This window comes from Roseateles chitinivorans (genome assembly GCF_050632235.1).
GTDB classification, from domain to species: Bacteria; Pseudomonadota; Gammaproteobacteria; order Burkholderiales; family Burkholderiaceae_C; genus Roseateles; species Roseateles chitinivorans_A.
In genome coordinates, this window is the sequence record NZ_CP192584.1 from 1,119,315 (window position 1) to 1,142,029 (window position 22,715).

The 22,715-nt window shown below is 62.4% G+C and carries 34 protein-coding genes, 2 tRNA genes and 1 pseudogene; 36 read left to right on the forward strand and 1 reads right to left on the reverse strand.

Going from position 1 to position 22,715, the window contains the following annotated elements; genetic code table 11:
* The 36 genes and pseudogenes from fusA to ACQ859_RS05125 all read left to right on the forward strand — a co-directional run bounded on the left by fusA (position 1) and on the right by ACQ859_RS05125 (position 21,580).
* Positions 1–2,103: an elongation factor G gene (gene fusA, locus ACQ859_RS04950; protein ID WP_431264843.1), complete on the forward strand. Its 2,103-nt coding sequence runs from the start codon at positions 1–3 to the stop codon at positions 2,101–2,103.
* A 158-nt stretch (positions 2,104–2,261) separates the two neighbouring features.
* On the forward strand, positions 2,262–3,452 hold the full coding sequence (gene tuf / locus ACQ859_RS04955; RefSeq protein WP_377158110.1) for an elongation factor Tu: 1,191 nt from the start codon (positions 2,262–2,264) through the stop codon (positions 3,450–3,452).
* 134 nt (positions 3,453–3,586) lie between these two features.
* Positions 3,587–3,901, forward strand: a complete 315-nt coding sequence (rpsJ, locus tag ACQ859_RS04960) for a 30S ribosomal protein S10 (protein ID WP_067278868.1) — start codon at positions 3,587–3,589, stop codon at positions 3,899–3,901.
* A 307-nt stretch (positions 3,902–4,208) separates the two neighbouring features.
* On the forward strand, positions 4,209–4,880 hold the full coding sequence (rplC, locus tag ACQ859_RS04965; RefSeq protein WP_431266465.1) for a 50S ribosomal protein L3: 672 nt from the start codon (positions 4,209–4,211) through the stop codon (positions 4,878–4,880).
* A complete protein-coding gene (gene rplD, locus ACQ859_RS04970; RefSeq protein ID WP_431101406.1) occupies positions 4,880–5,500 on the forward strand; it encodes a 50S ribosomal protein L4 in 621 nt (206 codons plus the stop codon). Before rplC ends, rplD begins: the two co-directional genes overlap by 1 nt.
* Entirely contained in the window at positions 5,497–5,811 is a 315-nt protein-coding gene (gene rplW, locus ACQ859_RS04975; protein ID WP_377158104.1) for a 50S ribosomal protein L23, read from the forward strand. Before rplD ends, rplW begins: the two co-directional genes overlap by 4 nt.
* A complete protein-coding gene (gene rplB, locus ACQ859_RS04980) occupies positions 5,811–6,635 on the forward strand; it encodes a 50S ribosomal protein L2 (protein WP_431259525.1) in 825 nt (274 codons plus the stop codon). The genes rplW and rplB overlap by 1 nt, the downstream gene beginning before the upstream one ends.
* Positions 6,636–6,648: 13 nt before the next feature.
* A complete protein-coding gene (rpsS, locus tag ACQ859_RS04985) occupies positions 6,649–6,927 on the forward strand; it encodes a 30S ribosomal protein S19 (RefSeq protein WP_058933599.1) in 279 nt (92 codons plus the stop codon).
* 11 nt (positions 6,928–6,938) lie between these two features.
* Entirely contained in the window at positions 6,939–7,268 is a 330-nt protein-coding gene (gene rplV, locus ACQ859_RS04990) for a 50S ribosomal protein L22 (protein ID WP_067283213.1), read from the forward strand.
* Between the two features lie 15 nt (positions 7,269–7,283).
* Positions 7,284–8,092, forward strand: a pseudogene (rpsC, locus tag ACQ859_RS04995) (30S ribosomal protein S3).
* Between the two features lie 12 nt (positions 8,093–8,104).
* Complete coding sequence (rplP, locus tag ACQ859_RS05000) at positions 8,105–8,521, forward strand: 50S ribosomal protein L16 (protein ID WP_067278848.1); 417 nt, start codon at positions 8,105–8,107, stop codon at positions 8,519–8,521.
* 14 nt (positions 8,522–8,535) lie between these two features.
* A complete protein-coding gene (gene rpmC / locus ACQ859_RS05005; RefSeq protein ID WP_088404614.1) occupies positions 8,536–8,733 on the forward strand; it encodes a 50S ribosomal protein L29 in 198 nt (65 codons plus the stop codon).
* Positions 8,730–8,999 (forward strand): 30S ribosomal protein S17, encoded by a 270-nt coding sequence (gene rpsQ, locus ACQ859_RS05010; RefSeq protein WP_067278841.1) that lies wholly within the window; start codon positions 8,730–8,732, stop codon positions 8,997–8,999. The genes rpmC and rpsQ overlap by 4 nt, the downstream gene beginning before the upstream one ends.
* A gap of 161 nt (positions 9,000–9,160) precedes the next feature.
* The gene (locus ACQ859_RS05015; RefSeq protein WP_431264844.1) at positions 9,161–9,670 is read left to right on the forward strand and encodes a peroxiredoxin; all 510 of its coding nucleotides are present in this window, start codon (positions 9,161–9,163) and stop codon (positions 9,668–9,670) included.
* Between the two features lie 258 nt (positions 9,671–9,928).
* Positions 9,929–10,297, forward strand: a complete 369-nt coding sequence (rplN, locus tag ACQ859_RS05020; RefSeq protein WP_058933605.1) for a 50S ribosomal protein L14 — start codon at positions 9,929–9,931, stop codon at positions 10,295–10,297.
* 25 nt (positions 10,298–10,322) lie between these two features.
* The gene (rplX, locus tag ACQ859_RS05025) at positions 10,323–10,640 is read left to right on the forward strand and encodes a 50S ribosomal protein L24 (protein ID WP_067278835.1); all 318 of its coding nucleotides are present in this window, start codon (positions 10,323–10,325) and stop codon (positions 10,638–10,640) included.
* A 10-nt stretch (positions 10,641–10,650) separates the two neighbouring features.
* Positions 10,651–11,190 carry a 50S ribosomal protein L5 gene (gene rplE, locus ACQ859_RS05030; protein ID WP_067278833.1) on the forward strand — a complete coding sequence of 180 codons (540 nt, stop codon included), beginning with the start codon at positions 10,651–10,653 and terminating at the stop codon, positions 11,188–11,190.
* 8 nt (positions 11,191–11,198) lie between these two features.
* Positions 11,199–11,504 (forward strand): 30S ribosomal protein S14, encoded by a 306-nt coding sequence (gene rpsN, locus ACQ859_RS05035; RefSeq protein WP_067065192.1) that lies wholly within the window; start codon positions 11,199–11,201, stop codon positions 11,502–11,504.
* A gap of 23 nt (positions 11,505–11,527) precedes the next feature.
* The gene (gene rpsH / locus ACQ859_RS05040; RefSeq protein WP_058933609.1) at positions 11,528–11,923 is read left to right on the forward strand and encodes a 30S ribosomal protein S8; all 396 of its coding nucleotides are present in this window, start codon (positions 11,528–11,530) and stop codon (positions 11,921–11,923) included.
* An 18-nt stretch (positions 11,924–11,941) separates the two neighbouring features.
* On the forward strand, positions 11,942–12,475 hold the full coding sequence (gene rplF, locus ACQ859_RS05045) for a 50S ribosomal protein L6 (RefSeq protein WP_431259522.1): 534 nt from the start codon (positions 11,942–11,944) through the stop codon (positions 12,473–12,475).
* Between the two features lie 11 nt (positions 12,476–12,486).
* Complete coding sequence (rplR, locus tag ACQ859_RS05050; protein WP_067278827.1) at positions 12,487–12,846, forward strand: 50S ribosomal protein L18; 360 nt, start codon at positions 12,487–12,489, stop codon at positions 12,844–12,846.
* An 18-nt stretch (positions 12,847–12,864) separates the two neighbouring features.
* Positions 12,865–13,383: a 30S ribosomal protein S5 gene (gene rpsE / locus ACQ859_RS05055; protein WP_067278825.1), complete on the forward strand. Its 519-nt coding sequence runs from the start codon at positions 12,865–12,867 to the stop codon at positions 13,381–13,383.
* Between the two features lie 16 nt (positions 13,384–13,399).
* Positions 13,400–13,582, forward strand: coding sequence for a 50S ribosomal protein L30 (rpmD, locus tag ACQ859_RS05060; RefSeq protein WP_067278823.1), 183 nt, complete (start codon positions 13,400–13,402; stop codon positions 13,580–13,582).
* 26 nt (positions 13,583–13,608) lie between these two features.
* Positions 13,609–14,040: a 50S ribosomal protein L15 gene (rplO, locus tag ACQ859_RS05065; RefSeq protein ID WP_431264845.1), complete on the forward strand. Its 432-nt coding sequence runs from the start codon at positions 13,609–13,611 to the stop codon at positions 14,038–14,040.
* Positions 14,041–14,066: 26 nt separating this feature from the next.
* Positions 14,067–15,377, forward strand: a complete 1,311-nt coding sequence (secY, locus tag ACQ859_RS05070; RefSeq protein ID WP_088404618.1) for a preprotein translocase subunit SecY — start codon at positions 14,067–14,069, stop codon at positions 15,375–15,377.
* Positions 15,378–15,428: 51 nt separating this feature from the next.
* Positions 15,429–15,647 (forward strand): translation initiation factor IF-1, encoded by a 219-nt coding sequence (infA, locus tag ACQ859_RS05075; RefSeq protein ID WP_088404619.1) that lies wholly within the window; start codon positions 15,429–15,431, stop codon positions 15,645–15,647.
* Positions 15,648–15,709: 62 nt separating this feature from the next.
* A complete protein-coding gene (rpmJ, locus tag ACQ859_RS05080) occupies positions 15,710–15,823 on the forward strand; it encodes a 50S ribosomal protein L36 (RefSeq protein ID WP_058933616.1) in 114 nt (37 codons plus the stop codon).
* Positions 15,824–15,859: 36 nt separating this feature from the next.
* Positions 15,860–16,225, forward strand: coding sequence for a 30S ribosomal protein S13 (gene rpsM / locus ACQ859_RS05085; RefSeq protein WP_421035259.1), 366 nt, complete (start codon positions 15,860–15,862; stop codon positions 16,223–16,225).
* A gap of 26 nt (positions 16,226–16,251) precedes the next feature.
* Positions 16,252–16,656 (forward strand): 30S ribosomal protein S11, encoded by a 405-nt coding sequence (rpsK, locus tag ACQ859_RS05090; RefSeq protein WP_088404621.1) that lies wholly within the window; start codon positions 16,252–16,254, stop codon positions 16,654–16,656.
* Positions 16,657–16,914: 258 nt separating this feature from the next.
* Positions 16,915–17,538, forward strand: coding sequence for a 30S ribosomal protein S4 (gene rpsD / locus ACQ859_RS05095; protein ID WP_431264846.1), 624 nt, complete (start codon positions 16,915–16,917; stop codon positions 17,536–17,538).
* Positions 17,539–17,679: 141 nt separating this feature from the next.
* Positions 17,680–18,672, forward strand: coding sequence for a DNA-directed RNA polymerase subunit alpha (locus tag ACQ859_RS05100; protein ID WP_067278809.1), 993 nt, complete (start codon positions 17,680–17,682; stop codon positions 18,670–18,672).
* Positions 18,673–18,763: 91 nt separating this feature from the next.
* On the forward strand, positions 18,764–19,153 hold the full coding sequence (gene rplQ, locus ACQ859_RS05105) for a 50S ribosomal protein L17 (RefSeq protein WP_421035258.1): 390 nt from the start codon (positions 18,764–18,766) through the stop codon (positions 19,151–19,153).
* Positions 19,154–19,364: 211 nt separating this feature from the next.
* A complete protein-coding gene (locus ACQ859_RS05110; protein WP_431264847.1) occupies positions 19,365–20,225 on the forward strand; it encodes a protein-disulfide reductase DsbD domain-containing protein in 861 nt (286 codons plus the stop codon).
* Positions 20,138–21,241 carry a protein-disulfide reductase DsbD gene (gene dsbD / locus ACQ859_RS05115; protein ID WP_431264848.1) on the forward strand — a complete coding sequence of 368 codons (1,104 nt, stop codon included), beginning with the start codon at positions 20,138–20,140 and terminating at the stop codon, positions 21,239–21,241. The genes ACQ859_RS05110 and dsbD overlap by 88 nt, the downstream gene beginning before the upstream one ends.
* Positions 21,242–21,307: 66 nt before the next feature.
* Positions 21,308–21,384: transfer RNA gene (locus tag ACQ859_RS05120), tRNA-Met, on the forward strand.
* Positions 21,385–21,503: 119 nt separating this feature from the next.
* A tRNA-Met gene (locus ACQ859_RS05125) sits at positions 21,504–21,580 on the forward strand.
* Positions 21,581–21,626: 46 nt separating this feature from the next.
* Here ACQ859_RS05125 and selD read toward each other — a convergent pair.
* Positions 21,627–22,709: a selenide, water dikinase SelD gene (gene selD / locus ACQ859_RS05130; RefSeq protein WP_431264849.1), complete on the reverse strand. Its 1,083-nt coding sequence runs from the start codon at positions 22,707–22,709 to the stop codon at positions 21,627–21,629.
* Positions 22,710–22,715: the final 6 nt, after the last annotated feature.

Sequence of the window (22,715 nt, forward strand, 5' to 3'; positions counted from 1 at the left end):
ATGTCCCGCAAGACCCCCATCGAGCGCTACCGCAACATCGGTATCTCGGCGCACATCGATGCCGGCAAGACCACCACGACGGAACGCATCCTGTATTACACCGGTGTGAACCACAAGATCGGTGAAGTGCACGACGGCGCTGCCACGATGGACTGGATGGAGCAGGAACAAGAGCGCGGCATCACGATCACGTCAGCCGCGACGACCTGCTTCTGGAAGGGCATGGACATGTCCTACCCTGAGCATCGCTTCAACATCATCGACACCCCCGGACACGTGGACTTCACGATTGAAGTCGAGCGTTCGATGCGCGTGCTGGACGGCGCCTGCATGGTGTACTGCGCCGTCGGTGGCGTGCAGCCTCAGTCGGAAACCGTCTGGCGCCAAGCCAACAAGTACAAGGTGCCCCGCCTGGCGTTCGTCAACAAGATGGACCGCACCGGCGCGAACTTCTTCAAGGTCGTCGACCAGATGAAGACCCGCCTGAAGGCAAACCCCGTGCCCGTGGTCATCCCCATTGGCGCGGAAGAGAACTTCAAGGGCGTGGTGGACCTCTTCAAGATGAAGGCCATCATCTGGGACGAGGCGTCCCAGGGCATGAAGTTCACCTTCGAAGACATCCCCGCTGACCTGGTCGAAGTCGCCCAGGAATGGCGCGAGAAGATGGTCGAGGCGGCTGCCGAAGCCACCGAAGAGCTGATGAACAAGTACCTCGAGACGGGCGACCTGACCGAGGAAGAGATCAAGCTCGCGATCCGCAAGCGGACCATCGCGACCGAGATCCAGCCGATGCTGTGCGGCACCGCGTTCAAGAACAAGGGTGTGCAGCGCATGCTGGACGCCGTCATCGACTTCCTGCCGTCGCCGCTGGATATCCCGCCGGTTGCTGGCACCGACGAAGATGATCAGCCGATCACGCGTCAACGCACCGACGAAGAGAAGTTCTCGGCGCTGGCCTTCAAGCTGATGACCGACCCGTACGTCGGCCAACTGACTTTCGTGCGCGTCTACTCGGGCGTGCTGCAGTCGGGCGCGACCGTGTACAACCCGGTCCGTGGCAAGAAGGAACGTATCGGCCGGATCCTGCAGATGCACGCCAACCAGCGTGAAGAAATCAAGGAAATTCTGGCGGGCGACATCGCGGCTTGCGTGGGTCTGAAGGACGTCACCACGGGCGAAACCCTGTGCGATCCGGACAGCATCATCACGCTGGAACGCATGGTCTTCCCGGAGCCGGTGATCTCGCAGGCCGTCGAGCCGAAGACCAAGGCCGACCAGGAAAAGATGGGCATCGCGCTGGGTCGTCTGGCTGCCGAAGATCCGTCCTTCCGTCTGCGTACCGACGAAGAGTCCGGCCAGACCATCATTTCCGGCATGGGCGAGCTCCACCTGGAAATCATCGTCGACCGCATGAAGCGTGAATTCGGCGTCGAGGCCAACGTGGGCAAGCCGCAGGTGGCGTATCGCGAAACGGTCCGCAAGTCGGTGACCGACGTCGAAGGCAAGTTCGTGCGTCAGTCGGGCGGCAAGGGCCAGTACGGTCACGTCGTGTTCTCGCTGGAGCCGCAAGAAGCTGGCAAGGGCTTCGAGTTCGTCGACGCCATCAAGGGTGGCGTGGTGCCTCGCGAGTTCATCCCCGCGGTCGAGAAGGGTGTCATCGACAGCCTGCCGAACGGTGTGCTGGCCGGCTACCCGGTCGTGGACGTGAAGGTCACGCTGACCTTCGGTTCGTACCACGATGTGGACTCGAACGAAAACGCGTTCAAGATGGCCGCCTCGATGGGCTTCAAGGAAGCCTGCCGTCGCGCCAGCCCGGTCATCCTCGAGCCGATGATGGCCGTGGAAGTCGAAACGCCGGAAGACTATGCTGGTACGGTGATGGGCGACCTGTCCAGCCGCCGCGGCATGGTGCAGGGCATGGACGACATGGTCGGCGGTGGCAAGATCATCAAGGCGGAAGTTCCGCTGTCCGAGATGTTCGGCTACTCGACCTCGCTGCGTTCCGCCACGCAAGGCCGCGCGACGTACACGATGGAGTTCAAGCACTACAGCGAAGCTCCGAAGAACGTCGCCGACGCGATCATCACCGCTCGCGCGAAGTGATGGCCTGAGCCGGTGCCTTCGGGTGCCGGCTCGTTGCGTTCCTGATCATCGAATCGTCTTCGCAGTGACGCCTCCCGGTTGTCGGTCGCCGGGGTTTCAGGGCACTGCGGAAACGCTAAACCAACAGACCGGACAGATGCTCTTTTTGGAGAATTGAAATGGCAAAAGGCAAGTTTGAACGTACCAAGCCGCACGTGAACGTGGGCACGATTGGTCACGTTGACCATGGCAAGACCACGCTGACGGCCGCGATCGCGACCGTGCTGTCGAAGAAGTTCGGCGGTGAAGCCAAGGCGTACGACCAGATCGACGCGGCGCCGGAAGAAAAGGCGCGTGGCATCACGATCAACACCGCGCACGTCGAGTACGAGACGGCCAACCGCCACTACGCGCACGTTGACTGCCCGGGCCACGCTGACTATGTGAAGAACATGATCACGGGCGCGGCCCAGATGGACGGCGCGATCCTGGTGTGCTCGGCCGCTGACGGCCCGATGCCCCAGACCCGCGAGCACATCCTGCTGGCGCGTCAGGTCGGTGTGAAGTTCATCATCGTCTTCCTGAACAAGTGCGACATGGTGGACGACGCCGAGTTGCTGGAGCTGGTGGAAATGGAAGTCCGCGAGCTGCTGAGCAAGTACGACTTCCCCGGCGACGACACCCCGATCATCAAGGGTTCGGCCAAGCTGGCGCTGGAAGGCGACACGGGCGACCTGGGCGAGCAGGCCATCATGCGCCTGGCTGACGCGCTGGACACCTACATCCCCCAGCCGGACCGTGCCGTTGACGGCGCGTTCCTGCTGCCGGTGGAAGACGTGTTCTCGATCTCGGGCCGCGGCACCGTGGTGACGGGTCGCGTCGAGCGCGGCATCATCAAGGTCGGCGAGGAAATCGAGATCGTCGGTATCCGCGAAGTCCAGAAGACGACCGTGACCGGCGTGGAAATGTTCCGCAAGCTGCTGGACCAGGGTCAAGCCGGCGACAACGTCGGTATCCTGCTGCGCGGCACCAAGCGTGAAGACGTCGAGCGCGGCCAAGTGCTGGCCAAGCCCGGCTCGATCAAGCCGCACACCCACTTCACCGCTGAGATCTATGTTCTGAGCAAGGAAGAGGGCGGCCGTCACACCCCGTTCTTCAACAACTACCGTCCCCAGTTCTACTTCCGCACGACGGACGTGACCGGTGCCGTGGAGCTGCCGAAGGACAAGGAAATGGTCATGCCTGGCGACAACGTCAGCATCACCGTGAAGCTGATCGCTCCGATCGCCATGGAGCAGGGTCTGCGCTTCGCCATCCGTGAAGGCGGTCGTACCGTCGGCTCGGGCGTCGTGGCCACCATCATCGAGTAAATCTTTTGCTGGTACCCGTCGGGTACCGGTGAGGCGCACTGCCTGCTTCGGCGGGTGGTGCGTCCCCCACTCGGCGGCGCCATCGCTGCCTCCGCGATGCCTTGCGCATTGCGTCGCTCTTTGAAGGAAAAGTCATGTCTACCAAGCAAAAGATCCGCATCCGGCTGAAGGCCTTCGATTACAAGCTGATCGACCAATCGGCCCTGGAAATCGTGGAAACCGCCAAGCGCACCGGCGCGATCGTCAAGGGCCCCGTGCCCCTGCCGACCCGCAAGGAGCGTTTCGACATCCTGCGTTCGCCGCACGTCAACAAGACGTCGCGTGACCAGTTTGAAATCCGCACCCATCAGCGTCTGATGGACATCGTCGACCCGACCGACAAGACGGTCGACGCGCTGATGAAGCTGGACCTGCCGGCTGGCGTGGACGTCGAGATCAAGCTGCAGTAATGCAGTCAGCGCCGGCGTGATCCGGCTGCTCTCTGAAAGGCGACCTTCGGGTCGCCTTTTTCTTTGGGCGCCGATGCTGCTCGGCTTGCGGTGTGGTCAGGGTTGGCGCTATACTCCGCAGCTTTTCCGCGCCGGGATTTCCTGGCGCGGCTTCGTCGCATCGCCGTCGGAGGGGTTTGGGGCCTTTACCCCTGTCCTCATCGAAGGAGCGATGCTTGTCGGCCCGGCCAATCGATGTCGGGTGTGTGAAATGACTTCAGGCGCGCGGCGGTGTCTCCGTCGAGGTGTTCGGGGTCAGGAGAAAACCATGAGTCTTAGCAATCGTCTCGGATTGCTGGGCCGCAAGGTGGGCATGATGCGTGTGTTCACGGTCGACGGTGATACCGTCCCCGTGACCGTGCTGGACGTGTCCAACAACCGCGTGACCCAGGTCAAGACCGAAGAAACCGACGGCTACAGCGCCATCCAAGTGACGTACGGTGCCCGCAAGGCCTCCCGCGTCACCAAGCCGCAAGCGGGTCACCTCGCCAAGGCTGGTGTTGAAGCCGGTGAAATCATCAAAGAATTCCGCGTTGATGCCGCGGTCGCCGCCGAATACAAGGCTGGCGCTCAAGTCCCCGTGACGCTGCTCGCCGCCGGCCAACTGGTCGACGTGCAGGGCACCTCGATCGGTAAGGGCTTCGCAGGCACCATCAAGCGCCACAACTTCAGTTCGCAGCGCGCCTCGCACGGTAACAGCCGTTCGCACAACGTTCCTGGCTCCATCTCGATGGCCCAGGATCCGGGCCGCGTGTTCCCGGGCAAGAAGATGTCCGGCCACCTCGGCGATGTCACCGTGACCGTCCAGAACCTGGATGTCGTCCGCATCGACGAAGTCCGCCAGCTGGTGCTGGTCCGCGGTGCCGTTCCTGGCGCGAAGGAAGGATTCGTCGTGATCCGTCCGGCCGTCAAGGTCAAGGTCAAGAAGGGAGCCAACTGATGCAACTCGAGCTCCTGAATGAGCAGGGTCAGGCGACGTCGAAGGTCGACGCTCCCGACACCCTTTTCGCTCGTGATTACAACGAAGCCCTGGTGCATCAGGTGGTCGTGGCTTATCAAGCCAACGCCCGCCAAGGCACCCGCGCCCAGCTGACCCGCGCTGAAGTCCGTCACTCGACGAAGAAGCCGTTCCGTCAGAAGGGCACCGGCAACGCACGTGCTGGTATGACGTCCTCGCCGCTGTGGCGTGGGGGCGGTCGCATCTTCCCGAACAAGCCTGACGAGAACTTCTCGCACAAGCTGAACAAGAAGATGTATCGCGCCGGCATGGTCGCGATCCTGTCGCAACTCGCCCGTGAAGGTCGCCTGGCTGTCGTGGACTCGATCTCGATCGAAGCCCCGAAGACCAAGCTGCTGGCTGCCAAGCTCAAGGGCATGGGTCTGAATCACGTCATGGTGATCTCCGACCAGGTGGACGACAACCTGCTGCTCGCTTCGCGCAATCTGCCGAACGTGCTGGTCGTCGAGCCGCGTTATGTCGATCCGCTGTCGCTGGTCTTCTACAAGAAGGTCCTGGTGACGAAGGCTGCGATCGAGCAACTGAAGGAGATGCTGGCATGAGCGCGCCCAAGTTTGCTGATGGCCGTCTGGCCAAGGTGCTGCTCGCTCCGATCGTGTCCGAAAAGGCCACGATGGCTGGCGAAAAGCACAACCAAGTCCTGTTCAAGGTCTTGCGCGACGCGACGAAGCTTGAGATCAAGGCCGCTGTTGAACTGATGTTCAAGGTCGAGGTCGATGCGGTGAACGTTGTCAACGTCAAGGGCAAGACCAAGCGCTTCGGTGGCCGTCAGGGTCGTCGCGACCACGTCAAGAAGGCGTACGTGTCGCTGAAGGCTGGCCAGGAGCTCAACTTCTCCGGGGAGGCTGCGTAATGGCCGTCGTTAAAGTCAAGCCGACTTCGCCTGGCCGTCGTGGCGTGGTGAAGGTGGTGCACAAGCACCTGCACAAGGGCGCTCCAGAGGCTTCGCTGCTGGAACCCCAGAAGCAGAATGCCGGCCGTAACAACAACGGTCACATCACGATGCGCCACAAGGGCGGTGGTCATAAGCACCATTACCGCGTGGTGGACTTCCGTCGCAACAAGGACGGTATCCCGGCGAAGGTCGAGCGCATCGAGTACGACCCGAACCGCACGGCCCACATCGCTCTGGTGTGCTATGCCGACGGCGAACGTCGCTACATCATCGCTCCGCGCAATCTGGAAGTCGGTTCGACGCTCCTGAGCGGCGCCGAAGCCCCGATCAAGGTTGGCAACACCCTGCCCATCCGCAACATTCCCGTGGGTTCGACGATCCACTGCGTGGAACTGCTGCCGAGCAAGGGTGCCCAGATCGCCCGTTCCGCTGGTACCTCCGTGGTGCTGATGGCGCGTGATGGTTCGTACGCTCAGATCCGTCTGCGCTCCGGCGAAGTCCGTCGCGTGCACATCGACTGCCGCGCCACCATCGGTGAAGTGAGCAACGAAGAGCACAGCCTGCGCCAGTACGGCAAGGCCGGCGCCATCCGCTGGAAGGGTATCCGCCCGACCGTGCGTGGTACCGCCATGAACCCGGTCGACCACCCGCACGGTGGTGGTGAGGGTCGTACGGGTGAAGGTCAGGCCCCTGTGTCGCCGTGGAACACCCTGACGAAGGGCTACCGCACTCGCAACAACAAGCGCACGCAGACTTTCATCGTCTCGCGTCGCAAGAAGTAAGGGGTAGACCCACATGGCTCGTTCCCTCAAGAAGGGTCCCTTTGTGGACCATCACCTGATGGCCAAGGTCGACAAGGCCGTTGCCATCAAGGACAAGAAGCCCATCAAGACCTGGTCGCGTCGCTCGACGATCCTGCCCGAGTTCATCGGTCTGACGATCGCCGTGCACAACGGCAAGCAGCACGTGCCGGTCTATGTGTCGGACCAGATGGTCGGTCACAAACTGGGTGAGTTCGCTCTGACCCGTACCTTCAAAGGCCACCCGGCCGACAAGAAGGCCGGCAAGAAGTAAGGATGACGACGATGGAAACCAAAGCAATCGTTCGTGGCGTCCGCCTGTCGTTTGATAAGGGTCGCCTCGTGGCTGACCTGATCCGCGGCAAGAAGGTGGATCAAGCGCTGAACATCCTCGAGTTCACTCAGAAGAAGGCCGCGCTGATCATCAAGAAGGCGCTGGAATCGGCCATCGCCAATGCCGAGCACAACGACGGTGCCGACATTGACGAGCTGAAGGTCACCTCGATCTACGTGGAGCAGGGCACCACGCTGAAGCGGTTCTCCGCGCGCGCCAAGGGCCGCGGCAATCGCATCAGCAAGCCGACCTGCCATATCTACGTGACCGTCGGCCACTGAGCCTGAAGGAAGACTATGGGACAGAAAATTCATCCGACTGGCTTCCGCCTGCCCGTCACCCGTAACTGGGCGTCGCGCTGGTACGCGAACAACCAGAACTTCGCCACCATGCTGGCCGAAGATCTGCAAGTTCGCGAGTTCCTGAAGGCCAAGCTGAAGAACGCCGCCGTTTCGCGCATCCTGATCGAGCGTCCTGCGAAGAACGCCCGTATCACGATCTTCTCGGCCCGTCCGGGCGTGGTGATCGGCAAGAAGGGCGAGGACATCGAGAACCTGAAGGCCGAACTGACCAAGCGTCTGGGCGTGCCCGTCGCGGTCAACATCGAGGAAGTGCGCAAGCCCGAAATCGATGCTCAACTGATCGCCGACTCGATCACCCAGCAGCTCGAAAAGCGCATCATGTTCCGCCGTGCCATGAAGCGCGCGATGCAGAACGCGATGCGTCTGGGCGCGCAGGGCATCAAGATCATGTCCGCCGGCCGCCTGAACGGCATCGAAATCGCTCGTACCGAGTGGTATCGCGAAGGTCGTGTGCCCCTGCACACCCTGAAGGCTGACATCGATTACGGCTTCTCCGAAGCCAAGACCACCTACGGCGTGATCGGCGTCAAGGTGTGGGTGTACCGCGGTGACCGTCTGGCCAATGGCGAGGCGCCCGTGATCAACACCCCCCGGGTGCCGAAGATGATCGTCGTCCCCGTCGCAATGCCCGTCCGGGCGCGCCGGGTGGCCGTGGTCGTGGCGACAAGCCTGCCGAAGGCGGCGACAAGCCTGCTGCGAAGCGTGTGGTGCGCAAGCCCGCCGCTGACGGCGGCCAGGCGTAAGGAGAACTCAACATGCTGCAACCCGCTCGTCGCAAATACCGCAAGGAGCAAAAGGGCCGCAACACTGGTGTTGCTACCCGCGGCGCGACCGTCGCTTTCGGTGACTTCGGCCTGAAGGCCACCGAGCGCGGCCGTATCACGGCTCGTCAGATCGAAGCGGCTCGCCGTGCCATCTCGCGTCACATCAAGCGCGGTGGTCGGATCTTCATCCGCATCTTCCCGGACAAGCCGATCTCGCAAAAGCCTGCCGAAGTCCGTATGGGTAACGGTAAGGGCAACCCGGAGTACTACGTGGCTGAGATCCAGCCCGGCAAGGTGCTCTACGAGGTCAATGGCGTGCCTGAGGCACTGGCGCGCGAGGCGTTCACGCTGGCCGCTGCCAAGCTGCCCCTGCGCTGCACCTTCGTGGCGCGCCAGCTCGGCGCCTGATTGGAGAACACCCCATGAAAGCATCTGAACTGCGCGCGAAAGACGTGGCTGCCCTGAAGAAGGAAGTCACTGATCTGCTGAAGGCCCACTTTGGTCTGCGCATGCAAAAAGCGACGCAACAACTGACCAACACTTCGGTGCTGGGCAATACGCGTCGTGACATCGCCCGCGCCAAGACCATCCTGGCCGAGAAGAAGGGAGCCGCGAAATGACGCAAGCTCAAGAGAAGAACACCCGCACCCTGATCGGTCGCGTCGTCAGCGACAAGCGCGCCAAGACGATCACCGTGCTGGTTGAGCGCCGTGCCAAGCACGAGCTCTACGGCAAGATCGTGGCCCGTTCCCGCAAGTACCACGCCCATGACGAAAATGGCGAGTACAAGATGGGCGACGTGGTCGAGATCGCCGAAGGCCGTCCGCTCTCGAAGACCAAGAGCTGGGTCGTGACCCGCCTGGTCCAGAAGGCTCAACTGGTCTGATTGCCGATGTCGCGCCTTGAGCGCGACGTGGCCTGGTGCGGGTGACCGCCCCATGGCTGTCAATGGCTGGAACATCGGAATTCCCGGTGTCCAGCCATTTTTCATTTTTCGCGGCACACTCTGCCGCATTCATTCACCGACAACAGAATCAGGAGCGCGACATGCTGAAAGTGGGCGATCGACTGCCGGCTGGCAATCTGCAGGAATTCATCGAGGTCGAAGGCGAGGGTTGCTCGCTCGGTCCGAACAGCTTTGACATCGAGAAGCTGACCGCGGGAAAGACCGTGGCGATCTTCGCGCTGCCTGGCGCGTTCACGCCGACGTGCTCCGCTCAGCACGTCCCTGGCTATGTCGCGCAGGCCGATGCACTCAAGGCGGCGGGGGTGGATGAGGTCTGGTGTGTGTCCGTCAACGATGCGTTTGTGATGGGTGCCTGGGGTCGTGAACAGAAGACGGCCGGCAAGGTGCGCATGATGGCTGATGGCAGTGCCACGTTCACGCAGGCCACTGGTTTGACGCTGGACCTTGTCGCGCGCGGCATGGGCCTGCGCTCGCAGCGGTACTCGATGCTGGTCAAGGACGGCGTGGTCAAGAGCCTCAATATCGAGGCGCCCGGCAAATTCGAGGTGAGCGACGCCGAAACGCTGCTCAAGCAGGCGCAGTCGCTCTGACGCGCAACAACATCAGTTGACAGGCGGATTGTGCTTGCCGCATAATCCGCAGCTTCGCCGATTGGTGGCCCCGTCGCTCGACGGGTTCTGTGACCAGCGCACAGGACAGCCGCCTTCGGTTCTAGGTTTCTTGCCCATTTAGGCCAGACGCGGGTCGCCGCAAGGTGACAGGTGATTGGCTTACGGGCCCAAGACTGACCGCTCTCTGGATGGCTGCGATGGTCGCAGTTGCCTGAGCGGGAAAAGTTGGGGACAGACATGATCCAAATGCAATCGCGACTCGACGTCGCGGACAACACTGGCGCCAAGTCCGTCATGTGCATCAAGGTGCTTGGTGGTTCCAAGCGTCGTTATGCGCATATTGGCGACATCATCAAGGTCAGCATCAAGGAAGCTGCGCCGCGTGGCCGCGTCAAAAAAGGCGAGGTTTACAACGCGGTGGTCGTGCGCACTGCCAAGGGTGTGCGCCGCCAAGACGGCTCCCTGGTCAAGTTCGACGGCAATGCCGCCGTGCTGCTGAACGCCAAGCTGGAGCCCATCGGCACCCGCATCTTCGGCCCGGTCACGCGTGAACTGCGTACCGAGCGCTTCATGAAGATCGTGTCGCTGGCGCCTGAGGTGCTCTAAGCCCCGCTCAGACAAAGGTATTGCCATGAACAAGATTCGCACAGGCGACGAGATCATCGTCCTGACCGGCCGCGACAAGGGTAAGCGCGGCACCGTGACGCTGCGCGTGGACGCTGACCACGTCGTGATCGACGGCATCAACGTCGTCAAGAAGCACGTCAAGCCGAACCCGCTGAAGGGCACGACTGGCGGCATCGTCGACAAGTCCATGCCCATCCATCAATCCAACGTGGCGATCTTCAACGCCGCTTCCGGCAAGGCCGATCGCGTGGGCATCAAGCTCGGCGCCGACGGCAAGCGGGTGCGCGTGTTCAAGTCGACCGGCGAAGAGATCAAGGCCTAAGGGGTAAGACATGGCTCGTTTGCAAGAGTTCTATCGCGAGAAGGTCGTCCCCGGTCTGACCGAAAAGTTCGGCTACAAGTCCGTGATGGAAGTGCCGCGCATCACCAAGATCACGCTGAACATGGGCGTGAGCGAGGCAGTCGCCGACAAGAAGGTCATGGACCACGCCGTGGGCGACCTGACCAAGATCGCTGGCCAGAAGCCGGTCGTGACGAAGTCGAAGAAGGCAATCGCCGGCTTCAAGATTCGTGACGGCGTGCCTATCGGCTGCATGGTGACGCTGCGTGGCGCCACGATGTACGAATTCCTGGACCGTTTCGTGACCGTGGCCCTGCCTCGCGTGCGTGACTTCCGTGGTATCTCGGGTCGCTCGTTCGACGGCCGCGGCAACTACAACATCGGCGTCAAGGAACAGATCATCTTCCCCGAAATCGAATACGACAAGGTGGATGCTCTGCGTGGTCTGAACATCAGCATCACGACGACGGCCAAGACGGACGACGAAGCCAAGGCACTGCTGGCTGCGTTCAAGTTCCCGTTCAAGAACTGAGGTGACCCGTGGCAAAACTCTCGATCAAGCAACGTGAGCTGAAGCGCGCCCAACTGGTCGCCAAGTACGCGAAGAAGTACGCGGAACTGAAGGCCATCATCGACGACAGCAAGAAGTCGGACGAAGAGCGCTATCTGGCCCGCCTGGAGCTGCAGAAGCTGCCCCGCAACGCCAACCCGACCCGCCAGCGCAACCGCTGCGAGCTGACCGGCCGCCCCCGTGGCACGTTCCGCAAGTTCGGCCTGGCACGTAACAAGATTCGTGAGCTGGCCTTCAAGGGCGACATCCCCGGTGTCGTCAAGGCCAGCTGGTAATCGGCAGGTTTAGGAGATTTCGTATGAGCATGAGTGATCCTATCGCCGATATGCTGACCCGCATTCGCAACGCCCAGAGCGTTGAGAAGGCCAGCGTCGTGATGCCTTCGTCGAAGCTGAAGGTCGCGATCGCCAAGGTCCTGAAGGATGAAGGCTATATCGATGATTTCGCGGTGCGTGGCGATGCCGCCCGTCCCGAGCTCGAGATCGCGCTGAAGTATTACGCCGGTCGTCCGGTGATCGAGCGCATCGAGCGCGTGAGCCGCCCCGGCCTGCGCATCTACAAGGGCCGCCACGATATTCCCCAGGTCATGAATGGCCTGGGTGTGGCGATCGTCACCACCCCGAAGGGCGTGATGACCGACCGCAAAGCACGTCAAGCCGGTGTCGGCGGCGAAGTGCTCTGCTACGTCGCATAAGCCAAGGAGAGACAGACAATGTCCCGCGTTGGAAAAATGCCGGTCGTCCTCCCGCAAGGCGTGGAAGTGACGATCACCGCTGAGAAGATCAGCGTCAAGGGCGCCCAAGGTACCCTGTTCGTTGCCGTGAACCCGCTGGTCACGGTCAAGCTGGAAGCTGGCAAGCTGACCTTCGTCCCCGTCAACGAATCGGCCGAAGCCGATGCGATGAGCGGCACGATGCGTGCTCTGCTGGCCAACATGGCCAACGGCGTCAGCAAGGGCTTCGAGAAGAAGCTGAACCTGGTCGGCGTGGGTTTCCGTGCCCAGGCGCAAGGCCAGAAGCTGAACCTGCAGATCGGGTTCTCGCATCCGGTCGTTAAGGACATGCCGGCTGGTATCAAGGTCGAATGCCCGACCCAGACGGAAATCCTGATCAAGGGTGCCGATCGCCAGGTCGTCGGTCAGATCGCCGCTGAAGTGCGTGCGATCCGCCCGCCGGAGCCCTACAAGGGCAAGGGCATCCGCTACGCCGACGAAAAGGTCTCCCTCAAAGAGACCAAGAAGAAGTAAGGAGCCGCGCCATGCTGAACAAGAAGGAACAACGCCTGCGTCGTTCGCGTCAAACGCGTGCTCGCATCGCCCTGCAGCGCGTGGCCCGTCTGACGGTCTTCCGCTCGAACCTGCATATCTACGCCTCGGTCATCTCCGAAGACGGTCAGCGCGTGCTGGCCTCCGCTTCGACGGCCGAGAAGGAAGTGCGCACGCAGCTGTCCGGCAAGGGTGGCAACGTGGCCGCTGCAAGCCTGATCGGCAAGCGCATCGCCGAGAAGGCGAAGGCCGCTGGCGTCGAGAAGGTGGCTTTCGACCGTTCGGGCTTCGCTTACCACGGCCGTGTCAAGGCCCTGGCTGAAGCCGCTCGCGAAGCCGGCCTGCAGTTCTGACGCTCAAAGGATTAGGAAATGGCAAAGTTTCAACCCCGCGCTCAGACCGAAGGCAACGACGACGGCCTGAAGGAAAAGATGATTGCGGTCAACCGCGTCACGAAGGTTGTGAAGGGCGGCCGCACGCTGTCCTTCGCTGCGCTGACCGTGGTCGGTGACGGCGATGGCCGCATCGGCATGGGCAAGGGCAAGGCCAAGGAAGTTCCGGTCGCCGTGCAAAAGGCGATGGAATCGGCCCGCCGCAACATGGTCAAGGTCCAGCTGCGCAACGGCACCATCCAGCACAACGTGGTGGGTGAGCACGGTGCAGCGCACGTGATCATGGCGCCGGCCCCGGCCGGTACCGGCGTGATCGCCGGCGGCCCGATGCGCGCTGTCTTCGAAGTGATGGGCGTGACCGACATCGTGACCAAGAGCCACGGTTCGACCAACCCTTACAACATGGTTCGTGCCACGCTGGACGCGCTCAAGCGCTGCTCCACGCCTGCCCAAGTGGCAGCGAAGCGCGGCAAGACGGTTGAAGAAATCTTCAACTGAGCGCCAGGAGATCGAGATGTCTGAAAAGAAAACGCTCACGGTCAAGCTGGTCCGCAGCCCGATCGGCTGCCGTGAAGATCATCGCGCGACGGTGGTCGGCCTGGGTCTTCGCAAGCTGAACAGCACGAAGACGCTGGAAGACACGCCGGCGGTCCGCGGCATGATCAACAAGATCGCCTACCTGGTGCAGGTGCTGTAAAGCACGGCATCAACGAGGAACACAAGATGCAACTCAATACCATCAAGCCCGCCTCGGGTTCCAAGCACGCCAAGCGTCGCGTGGGCCGTGGCATCGGCTCCGGTCTGGGTAAGACCGCTGGCCGCGGCCACAAGGGACAGAAGTCGCGTGCCGGTGGCTTCCACAAGGTGGGCTTCGAAGGCGGTCAAATGCCGCTGCAACGTCGCCTGCCCAAGCGTGGTTTCAAGTCGCTGGCTCGTCCGTTCAATGCGGAAGTGACGCTGTCGGAGCTGAATCTGCTGACCAGCGAAGAGATCGACCTGCTGACGCTGAAGGCGGTCGGCCTGGTGTCCGAGCTGGCCAAGGCTGTCAAGGTCATCAAGTCCGGCGAGATCACCCGCAAGGTGAGCATCAAGGGTCTGGGCGTGACGGCTGGCGCGAAGGCGGCGATCGAAGCCGCCGGCGGCTCCGTCGCTTGATCAGCCAAGCACAGGACTAGGCAGCAGTGGCAAGCAACGCATCACAGTTGGCCAAGAGCGGCAAGTTCGGCGACCTGCGTCGCCGCCTTGTGTTCCTGGTGCTCGCGCTGGTCGTCTACCGTGTCGGGGCTCATATCCCCGTGCCCGGCATCGATCCGACGCAGCTCCAGCAGCTGTTCAAGGGTCAGCAGGGCGGGATCCTGAGCCTGTTCAACATGTTCTCGGGCGGTGCGCTGTCGCGCTTCACCGTCTTCGCGCTGGGCATCATGCCCTACATCTCGGCCTCGATCGTCATGCAGTTGATGACGTACGTGGTCCCGAGCCTGGAAGCGCTGAAGAAGGAAGGCGAGGCGGGTCGTCGCAAGATCACGCAGTACACCCGCTACGGCACGCTGGGGCTGGCGATCTTCCAGAGCTTGAGCATTGCTTTCGCTCTGGAGAGTTCGCCTGGTCTGGTGCTGAGCCCCGGCTTCGGCTTCCGCATCACTGCGGTGACGAGTCTCGTGGCTGGCACGATGTTCCTGATGTGGCTGGGTGAGCAGATCACGGAACGTGGCTTGGGCAACGGCATCTCGATCCTGATCTTCGGCGGTATCGCCGCAGGTCTGCCGGGCGCCATCGGTGGTCTGCTTGAGCTGGTCCGTACCGGCGCGATGAGCGTGATCTCCTGCTTGCTCGTGATCGCGATCGTCATCGGCGTGACCTACCTGGTCGTGTTCGTTGAGCGTGGTCAGCGGAAGATCCTGGTCAACTATGCCAAGCGGCAGGTTGGCAACAAGGTCTACGGCGGTCAGAGCTCGCATCTGCCGCTGAAGCTGAACATGTCGGGCGTGATTCCGCCGATCTTCGCGTCGTCGATCATCCTGCTGCCGACCACGCTCGTGAGCTGGTTTGCGACGGGTGACAGCATGCGCTGGTTGAAGGACATCTCTGACGCGCTGCGTCCGGGACAACCGATCTATGTGCTGCTGTATTCGGCCGCGATCGTGTTCTTCTGCTTCTTCTACACGGCGCTGGTGTTCAACAGCCGTGAGACCGCAGACAACCTGAAGAAGAGCGGCGCGTTCATCCCCGGGATCCGTCCTGGAGACCAGACGGCTCGACACATCGACAAGATCCTGTCCCGACTGACGCTGGCGGGTGCGGTGTACATCACCGGCGTGTGCCTGCTGCCTGAGTTCCTGACGTTGAAGTACAACGTTCCGTTCTACTTCGGTGGCACGTCGCTGTTGATCATCGTGGTCGTCACGATGGACTTCTGGGCACAGGTCCAGTCCTATGTGATGAGCCAGCAGTACGAGTCGCTGCTGAAGAAGGCCAGTTTTAAGGCCAACTGAAGGCGCTAGGCAAAACAGAATATTGGATTCCAATTTGGCAAGTGCGAAGGTATGGCGAAAGATGACGTCATCCAAATGCAAGGGGAGATTCTGGAGAACCTCCCCAATGCAACCTTCCGAGTCAAACTGGAAAACAGTCACGTCGTTCTCGGTCACATCTCCGGGAAAATGCGGATGCACTACATCCGCATCCTTCCTGGCGACAAGGTGACCGTCGAATTGACGCCGTACGATTTGAGTCGTGCTCGCATCGTGTTCCGGGCGAAGTGAGCTTTTTAGCAACCCCCGGATCAACGCTGATTGAGCGAACAGAGTAGGTCAAGGAGCAGACCATGAAAGTTTCGGCATCTGTCAAGAAGATGTGCCGCAATTGCAAGATCATCCGCCGTAATGGCGTGGTGCGTGTGATCTGTACCGATCCGCGGCACAAGCAGCGCCAAGGCTGATTGGCCTAACGACTGCAAGCGAATTAGAGGACGCACATGGCACGTATTGCTGGTATCAACATTCCGCCGCACAAGCACACGGAGATCGGTCTGACTTCGATCTACGGCATTGGCCGTACGACCGCGCAGAAGATCTGCAACAACTGCGGCATCCCGCTGGACAAGAAGGTCAAGGACCTGAACGACTCCGATCTGGAAAAGATCCGTGAGGAAGTCGGCCGCCTGACCATCGAAGGCGACCTGCGTCGCGAGATGTCCATCAACATCAAGCGCCTGATGGACCTGGGTTGCTATCGTGGCTTCCGCCATCGCCGTGGCCTGCCGGTGCGCGGCCAGCGTACCCGCACGAATGCCCGCACCCGCAAGGGTCCGCGCAAGTCGGCGGCGACCGGCAAGAAGTAATCCGCGGCATCTGAAGAAAGCTAACCATGGCAAAAGCACCCAATAACCAGGCTGCCCAGCGCGTTCGCAAGAAGGTTCGCAAGAACGTTGCCGACGGTATCGCCCACGTCCACGCTTCGTTCAACAACACCATCATCACGATCACTGATCGTCAGGGTGGTGCGCTGTCCTGGGCCTCCTCTGGCGGCCAAGGCTTCAAGGGTTCGCGCAAGTCGACCCCCTTCGCGGCCCAGGTGGCTGCCGAAGTGGCTGGCCGAGCGGCTCAGGAGCAGGGCATCAAGAACCTGGACGTCAAGATCAAGGGCCCCGGCCCGGGTCGCGAATCGTCGGTGCGCGCTCTGGCTGCGCTCGGCATCCGCATCAACTCGATCTCTGACGTGACGCCGGTGCCGCACAACGGTTGCCGCCCGCAGAAGCGCCGCCGCATCTAAGCGGCGCCGCGGGACAGTCGCGATTAGTGCGATAATCTCCGGTTCGTTAAGAACACGCCGGCTGGTGCGCGAGCGCCAGCCGGCCGTTTTGCTGAGGAGGCTTCAACGCCCCTCAGCAGGTGTCGGCGGAAACGTCGACCCGATTGAAGTCTCAGACTTCTTGAAGCCCACCGTCCGAGCCTACAAAAACACTGGCCGGACTCGCGCGTTGCCCGGAATGTCTCCGAGCTCGCGTCAGATTGATGAAGGACACGCAAAGTGGCACGTTACCTCGGCCCGAAGGCCAAACTTTCCCGCCGTGAAGGCACCGACCTGTTCCTGAAGAGCGCCCGCCGCGCCATCAGCGACAAGGCCAAGTTCGACACCAAGCCGGGTCAGCACGGCCGCACCTCGGGTCAGCGTACGTCGGACTTCGGTCTGCAGCTGCGCGAGAAGCAGAAGGTCAAGCGCATGTATGGCGTGCTGGAGCGTCAGTTCCGCCGCTACTTCGCTGAAGCCGAGCGCCGCAAGGGTTCGACCGGTGTCAACCTGCTGGTGCTGCTGGAATCGCGCCTGGACAACGTCGTCTATCGCATGGGCTTCGGTTCGACCCGCGCGGAATCCCGCCAGCTGGTCTCGCACAAGAGCATCACGGTGAACGGCGAAGTCGTGAACATCGCGTCCTACCTGGTGAAAGCCGGTGACGTGGTCGCCGTGCGTGAGAAGTCCAAGAAGCAGCTGCGCATCATCGACAGCCTGAAGCTGGCTGAGTCGATCGGTCTGCCGGCCTGGGTGTCCGTGGACGCCACGAAGCTGGAAGGCATCTTCAAGAAGACGCCGGATCGCGATGAGTTCGGCGCCGAGATCAACGAGTCGCTGATCGTTGAGCTGTACTCGCGTTAATTCTTTCGTGCCTGCCGAGCGGCCCTGCAAGGGCCTGCTCGGCTTTTCCTCGTCCGGGCTCGCCAGCTGTTTATGGGCGGGCCTGGTTGGTCCCTCAGCCTTATCGGTGTAACGAACCGAGGGTATTGAAAGAAAGACCTCATGCAAACGAATTTGCTCAAACCCAAATCCATCACTGTGGAGCCCCTGGGCGGTCATCGCGCCAAGGTGATCCTGGAGCCGTTCGAACGCGGCTATGGCCACACGCTGGGCAACGCCCTGCGTCGCGTGCTGCTGTCCTCGATGGTGGGTTATGCGCCGACGGAAGTGACGATCGCGGGCGTGCTGCACGAGTACTCCGCCATCGACGGCGTTCAGGAAGATGTGGTCCACATCATGCTGAACCTGAAGGGCGTGGTGTTCCGTCTGCACAACCGTGAGGAAGTGACGCTGGTCCTGCGCAAGGAAGGCGAAGGCCCGGTCACGGCCGCCGACATCCAGACCCCGCACGACGTCGAGATCATCAACCCCGATCACGTCATCGCCCACCTGTCGCAAGGCGGCAAGTTGGACATGCAGATCAAGGTCGAGAAGGGTCGCGGCTACGTGCCCGGCAACATGCGCCGCTACGGCGACGAGCCGACCAAGGCCATCGGCCGCATCGTGCTGGACGCCTCGTTCAGCCCGGTGAAGCGAGTCAGCTACGCCGTCGAGAACGCCCGCGTCGAGCAGCGTACCGACCTGGACAAGCTGGTCATGGAGATCGAGACCAACGGCGCGATCTCGCCCGAGGAAGCGATCCGCGCTTCGGCCAAGATCCTGGTCGAGCAGATGGCCGTCTTCGCGCAGCTGCAGGGTACCGATCTGGTCGACGTGTTCGACCAAGCCCCGGCCGCCCGTTCCAGCAGCTTCGATCCGATCCTGCTGCGTCCGGTCGACGAGCTCGAGCTGACCGTGCGCTCGGCCAACTGCCTGAAGGCCGAGAACATCTATTACATCGGTGACCTGATCCAGCGTACCGAGACCGAGCTGCTGAAGACCCCGAACCTGGGTCGCAAGTCGCTGAACGAAATCAAGGAAGTGCTCGCCTCGCGCGGCCTGACCCTGGGTTCGCGTCTCGAGAACTGGCCGCCCCAAGGTCTCGACAAGCGTTGATTTTTGAAAGAGGACGGGTCTGACGATCCGTCCGGTGCCCCCGGCAGTACCTGATCCGGCTGCTGGCAATAACTGAAGGAAGGAAAGCACCATGCGCCACCGTAACGGCCTCCGTAAACTGAACCGCACCAGCGAACACCGCGCCGCGATGTTCCGCAACATGGCGGTCTCGCTGCTGAAGCACGAAGCCATCAAGACCACGCTGCCCAAGGCGAAGGAACTGCGTCGCATCGTCGAGCCGCTGATCACCCTGGCCAAGGAAGCGACTGTTGCGAACCGCCGTCTGGCGTTCGACCGCCTGCGCGACCGCGACATCGTCGTGAAGCTGTTCAACGAACTGGGCCCGCGTTTCGCGACCCGTCCGGGCGGCTACACCCGCATCCTGAAGATGGGCTTCCGCGTCGGCGACAACGCCCCGATGGCGTACGTCGAACTGGTGGATCGTCCTGACGCCGTCGAAGGCGAGGGCTCTGCTGAATAAGCAGCGCTTCGCTTCTGCGCACGAAAGGCCAGCAGCAATGCTGGCCTTTTTTCTTGTGTGTCCGCGATACGCGCAGTGCGAGCAGGGCATGGTGCCTGTCCACCGTCATGCCGGTCCGCTTGGCGCTAAGCTTCGCGCCTTTCCGACCTCACGGCGAGGCGGGTCCCACCGGTCCCGCATGCGCCCCGCGTTCATGACTCCCATTGCCCTGATGCGACGCCTGCTGCCGGCGCTGTTCCTGCTGCTGACGCTGGCCTCGGCCTTGCTCGCCGGCCCGGCGCGCGCCGACGATTTCCTCGATCCCGAGCAGGCCTTCAAGATCGACGTGCAACTGACTGGTGATCGTGAGTTCCAGGTGAACTTCACGATCGCACCTGGCTATTACATGTATCGCGACCAGTTCAAGCTGGACGCCACCGACGCGAAGTTTGGCGACATCGCCTGGCCGACGCCGAAGCGCAAGTTCGACGAGACCTTCCAGAAGGAGGTCGAGACCTATCGCGACCACTTGAGCATCAAGGTGCCCGTGGAGGCGCTTGCTGCCGGGCCGTTGAAGTTGGTGCTGACAGGACAAGGCTGCGCGGACAAGGGCCTGTGCTACCCGCCGATGAAGAGCCAGTTGACCCTGGGCCTGAAGGGCTTCGGTGGCGATGGGGCGGTGAAGGTCGGCGCAGCACCGGATGCGCTCAGCGGCTTCGGCATTGCCAACGCGGTGGCGGCCACGTCTGCCGAGGCGTCGCCGGTGAAGGCGGCAGAAGACGCGCAGACGGCTCCTGCGAAGTCGGGTGGATCGCCCCTCGACGATGCGCTGGCGTCCGGTCGACTGTGGTTGATCATCGGCGCGTTCTTCGCCGCCGGCGTGCTGTTGTCGCTCACGCCCTGCGTCCTGCCGATGTTGCCGATCCTGTCCTCGATCATCGTGGGCCAGGGAGAGGCCCCTCGCGCGCGCGCGGGTTCTTCCTCGCGTTCAGTTATTCGCTTGGCATGGCGCTGCTCTACACCGCGCTGGGCGTCGCGGCGGGGCTGGCTGGCGGCGGCCTGGCGGCTTACCTGCAGAAGCCCTGGGTGCTGACCCTCTTCGCGCTGCTGCTGGTGGGCTTCTCGCTGTCGATGTTCGGCGTCTACGAGATCCAGCTGCCCAGCCGCTTTACCGGTGGCGTCTCGGACGCCACGCAGCGTCTGCCCGCCGGCAAGTTCGTCAGCGTGTTCGTCATGGGCGGCCTGTCCGCGTTGATCGTCAGCCCCTGTGTGGCCGCGCCCTTGGCCGGCGCGCTGCTCTACATCAGCCAGACCGGCAACGTCGCGATCGGTGGACTTGCGCTGTTCGCGCTGGCCTGGGGCATGAGCGTGCCGCTGCTGCTCCTGGGTCTGTCGGCTGGCACCCTCTTGCCGCGTGCCGGTGCGTGGATGGAGACCGTCAAATACTTCTTTGGCCTGCTGCTGCTCTCGGTGGCGCTGTGGATCGTGCAGCCCGTGTTGCCGACGGTGATCGCTCAGCCGCTGTGGGGCTCATTGCTGATTGCTGTCGCGGCCTTGCTGGGGCTCTTCCAACGGACCGAGGCCAATACGCCGCGCGTATGGCTGCGAAAGAGCGCAGCGGTGGCAGCGATGGTGTTCGGTGTGGCGCAGTTCATCGGCGTTGCTGCCGGCGGGACCGACACGCTGAAGCCGCTCGCCGGCGTCATCAGCACCAGCAAGGCGTCGGGTGCCGCCTCCACCGCAGAATCTTCCGCGGTGAGCTTCCGCAAGATCGCGACAGTCGCCGAATTGGACGAAGCGTTGCACAGCGCCGGCAGACCCGTGATGCTCGACTTTTATGCGGACTGGTGCGTCTCGTGCAAGGAGATGGAGCGCTTCACCTTCACCGATGCGCGCGTGCAGGCCAAACTGACCGGCGCACTGCTGTTGAAGGCCGATGTCACCGCGAACAACGCCGGAGACCGCGAGCTGCTGAAGCGCTTCAAGCTCTTCGGCCCGCCGGGCACGATCTTCTTCGACGCGAAGGGCGAGGAGCTGACCGGTGTGCGCGTGATCGGATTCCAGGATGCCGACCGCTTTCTGCAGTCGCTGCAGGCGGCCGGACTCTGACTCCGGAAGACTGTCGTCGAAATTTGAAGGGGCGGTCTATTCCGTGCTACACTCTCATTCTTCAGTCGCGGGGTGGAGCAGTCTGGTAGCTCGTTGGGCTCATAACCCAAAGGTCGTAGGTTCAAATCCTGCCCCCGCAACCAGAATATTGAACGTTGTCCCAGGGCAGCGTGGTTGAACGAAACGAAAGCCGATCAGGCGTTTGAGGGTCGTTCAACAAATCGGCAGATCAGCGTCATCGCTGGTCGCCGCGCGGTACAGCCGCGGGGTGGAGCAGTCTGGTAGCTCGTTGGGCTCATAACCCAAAGGTCGTAGGTTCAAATCCTGCCCCCGCAACCAATCGAACAAGGGCCCTCATGCGAGGGCCCTTTGTTTTTTCCGCGCATCAACTGATGGTCAGCCGCACACCGACCTCCGGTGCGACCAGGCGTCCGATGACGGCTGCGGCGCCAAAGCCGTGTCGCGCGAAGACGTCCATCACTTGGTCGACCGTCTCCGGTGCGCATGACACGAGCAGGCCGCCGCTGGTCTGCGGATCGCTGACCAGCGCCTGCGTCTCCATCGGCAGCGAGGCGGAGAGCGCGATCTCGGCGCCATAGGCGGACCAATTGCGCCCGGATGCTCCGGTGATCAGGCCCTCGGAGGCGAGGGATCGGACACCTTCGAGCAAGGGCACCGCCGCCCAATCGATCTCGATCCCGCAACGCGAGCCCCGTGCGATCTCGAGTGCATGCCCGGCCAATCCGAAGCCGGTCACGTCGGTCAAGGCGTGCACGCCGTCGAGAGCCGCGAGTTCCGGTCCCGGTGTGTTCAGCAACGTGGTCGCCTCCAGCATTCGCTGATAGGACGCATCGTCGAGTCTGCCCTTCTTCAGCGCCGCCGACATCACGCCCACGCCGAGCGCCTTGCCCAGCACGAGCACGTCGCCGACCTTGGCGTCCGCGTTGCGCTTCACGCGCAAGGGGTGAACCAGCCCCAGAGCGACCAGTCCATAGATCGGCTCGACGGAATCGATCGTGTGCCCGCCAGCGATCGGGATACCGGCCTGACGGCAGACGGAGGCGCCGCCTTCAAGGATGCGCCCGATCGTCGTTGCGCTCAGCACCGCGATGGGCATGCCGACGAGTGCTAACGCCATGATGGGACGCCCTCCCATCGCGTAGACGTCGCTGATCGCATTGGTCGCGGCGATGCGGCCGAAGTCGTACGGGTCGTCGACGATCGGCATGAAGAAGTCGGTGGTCGCGACCAGGGCCTGCTCATCGTTGAGCTGATAAACCGCCGCATCGTCCGAGGTCTCGATGCCGACCAGCAACTCCTTGGGCACCGGCAGGGCGTTGGTGCTCTTGAGGATCTCCGACAGCACGCCTGGTGCGATCTTGCATCCGCACCCTCCGCCGTGAGAGAGCGAGGTCAATCGCGGCTCAGAGGCCGGGGCTGGAGTGGGCGAGGTGGCGAGGGTCGTCATGGCGCC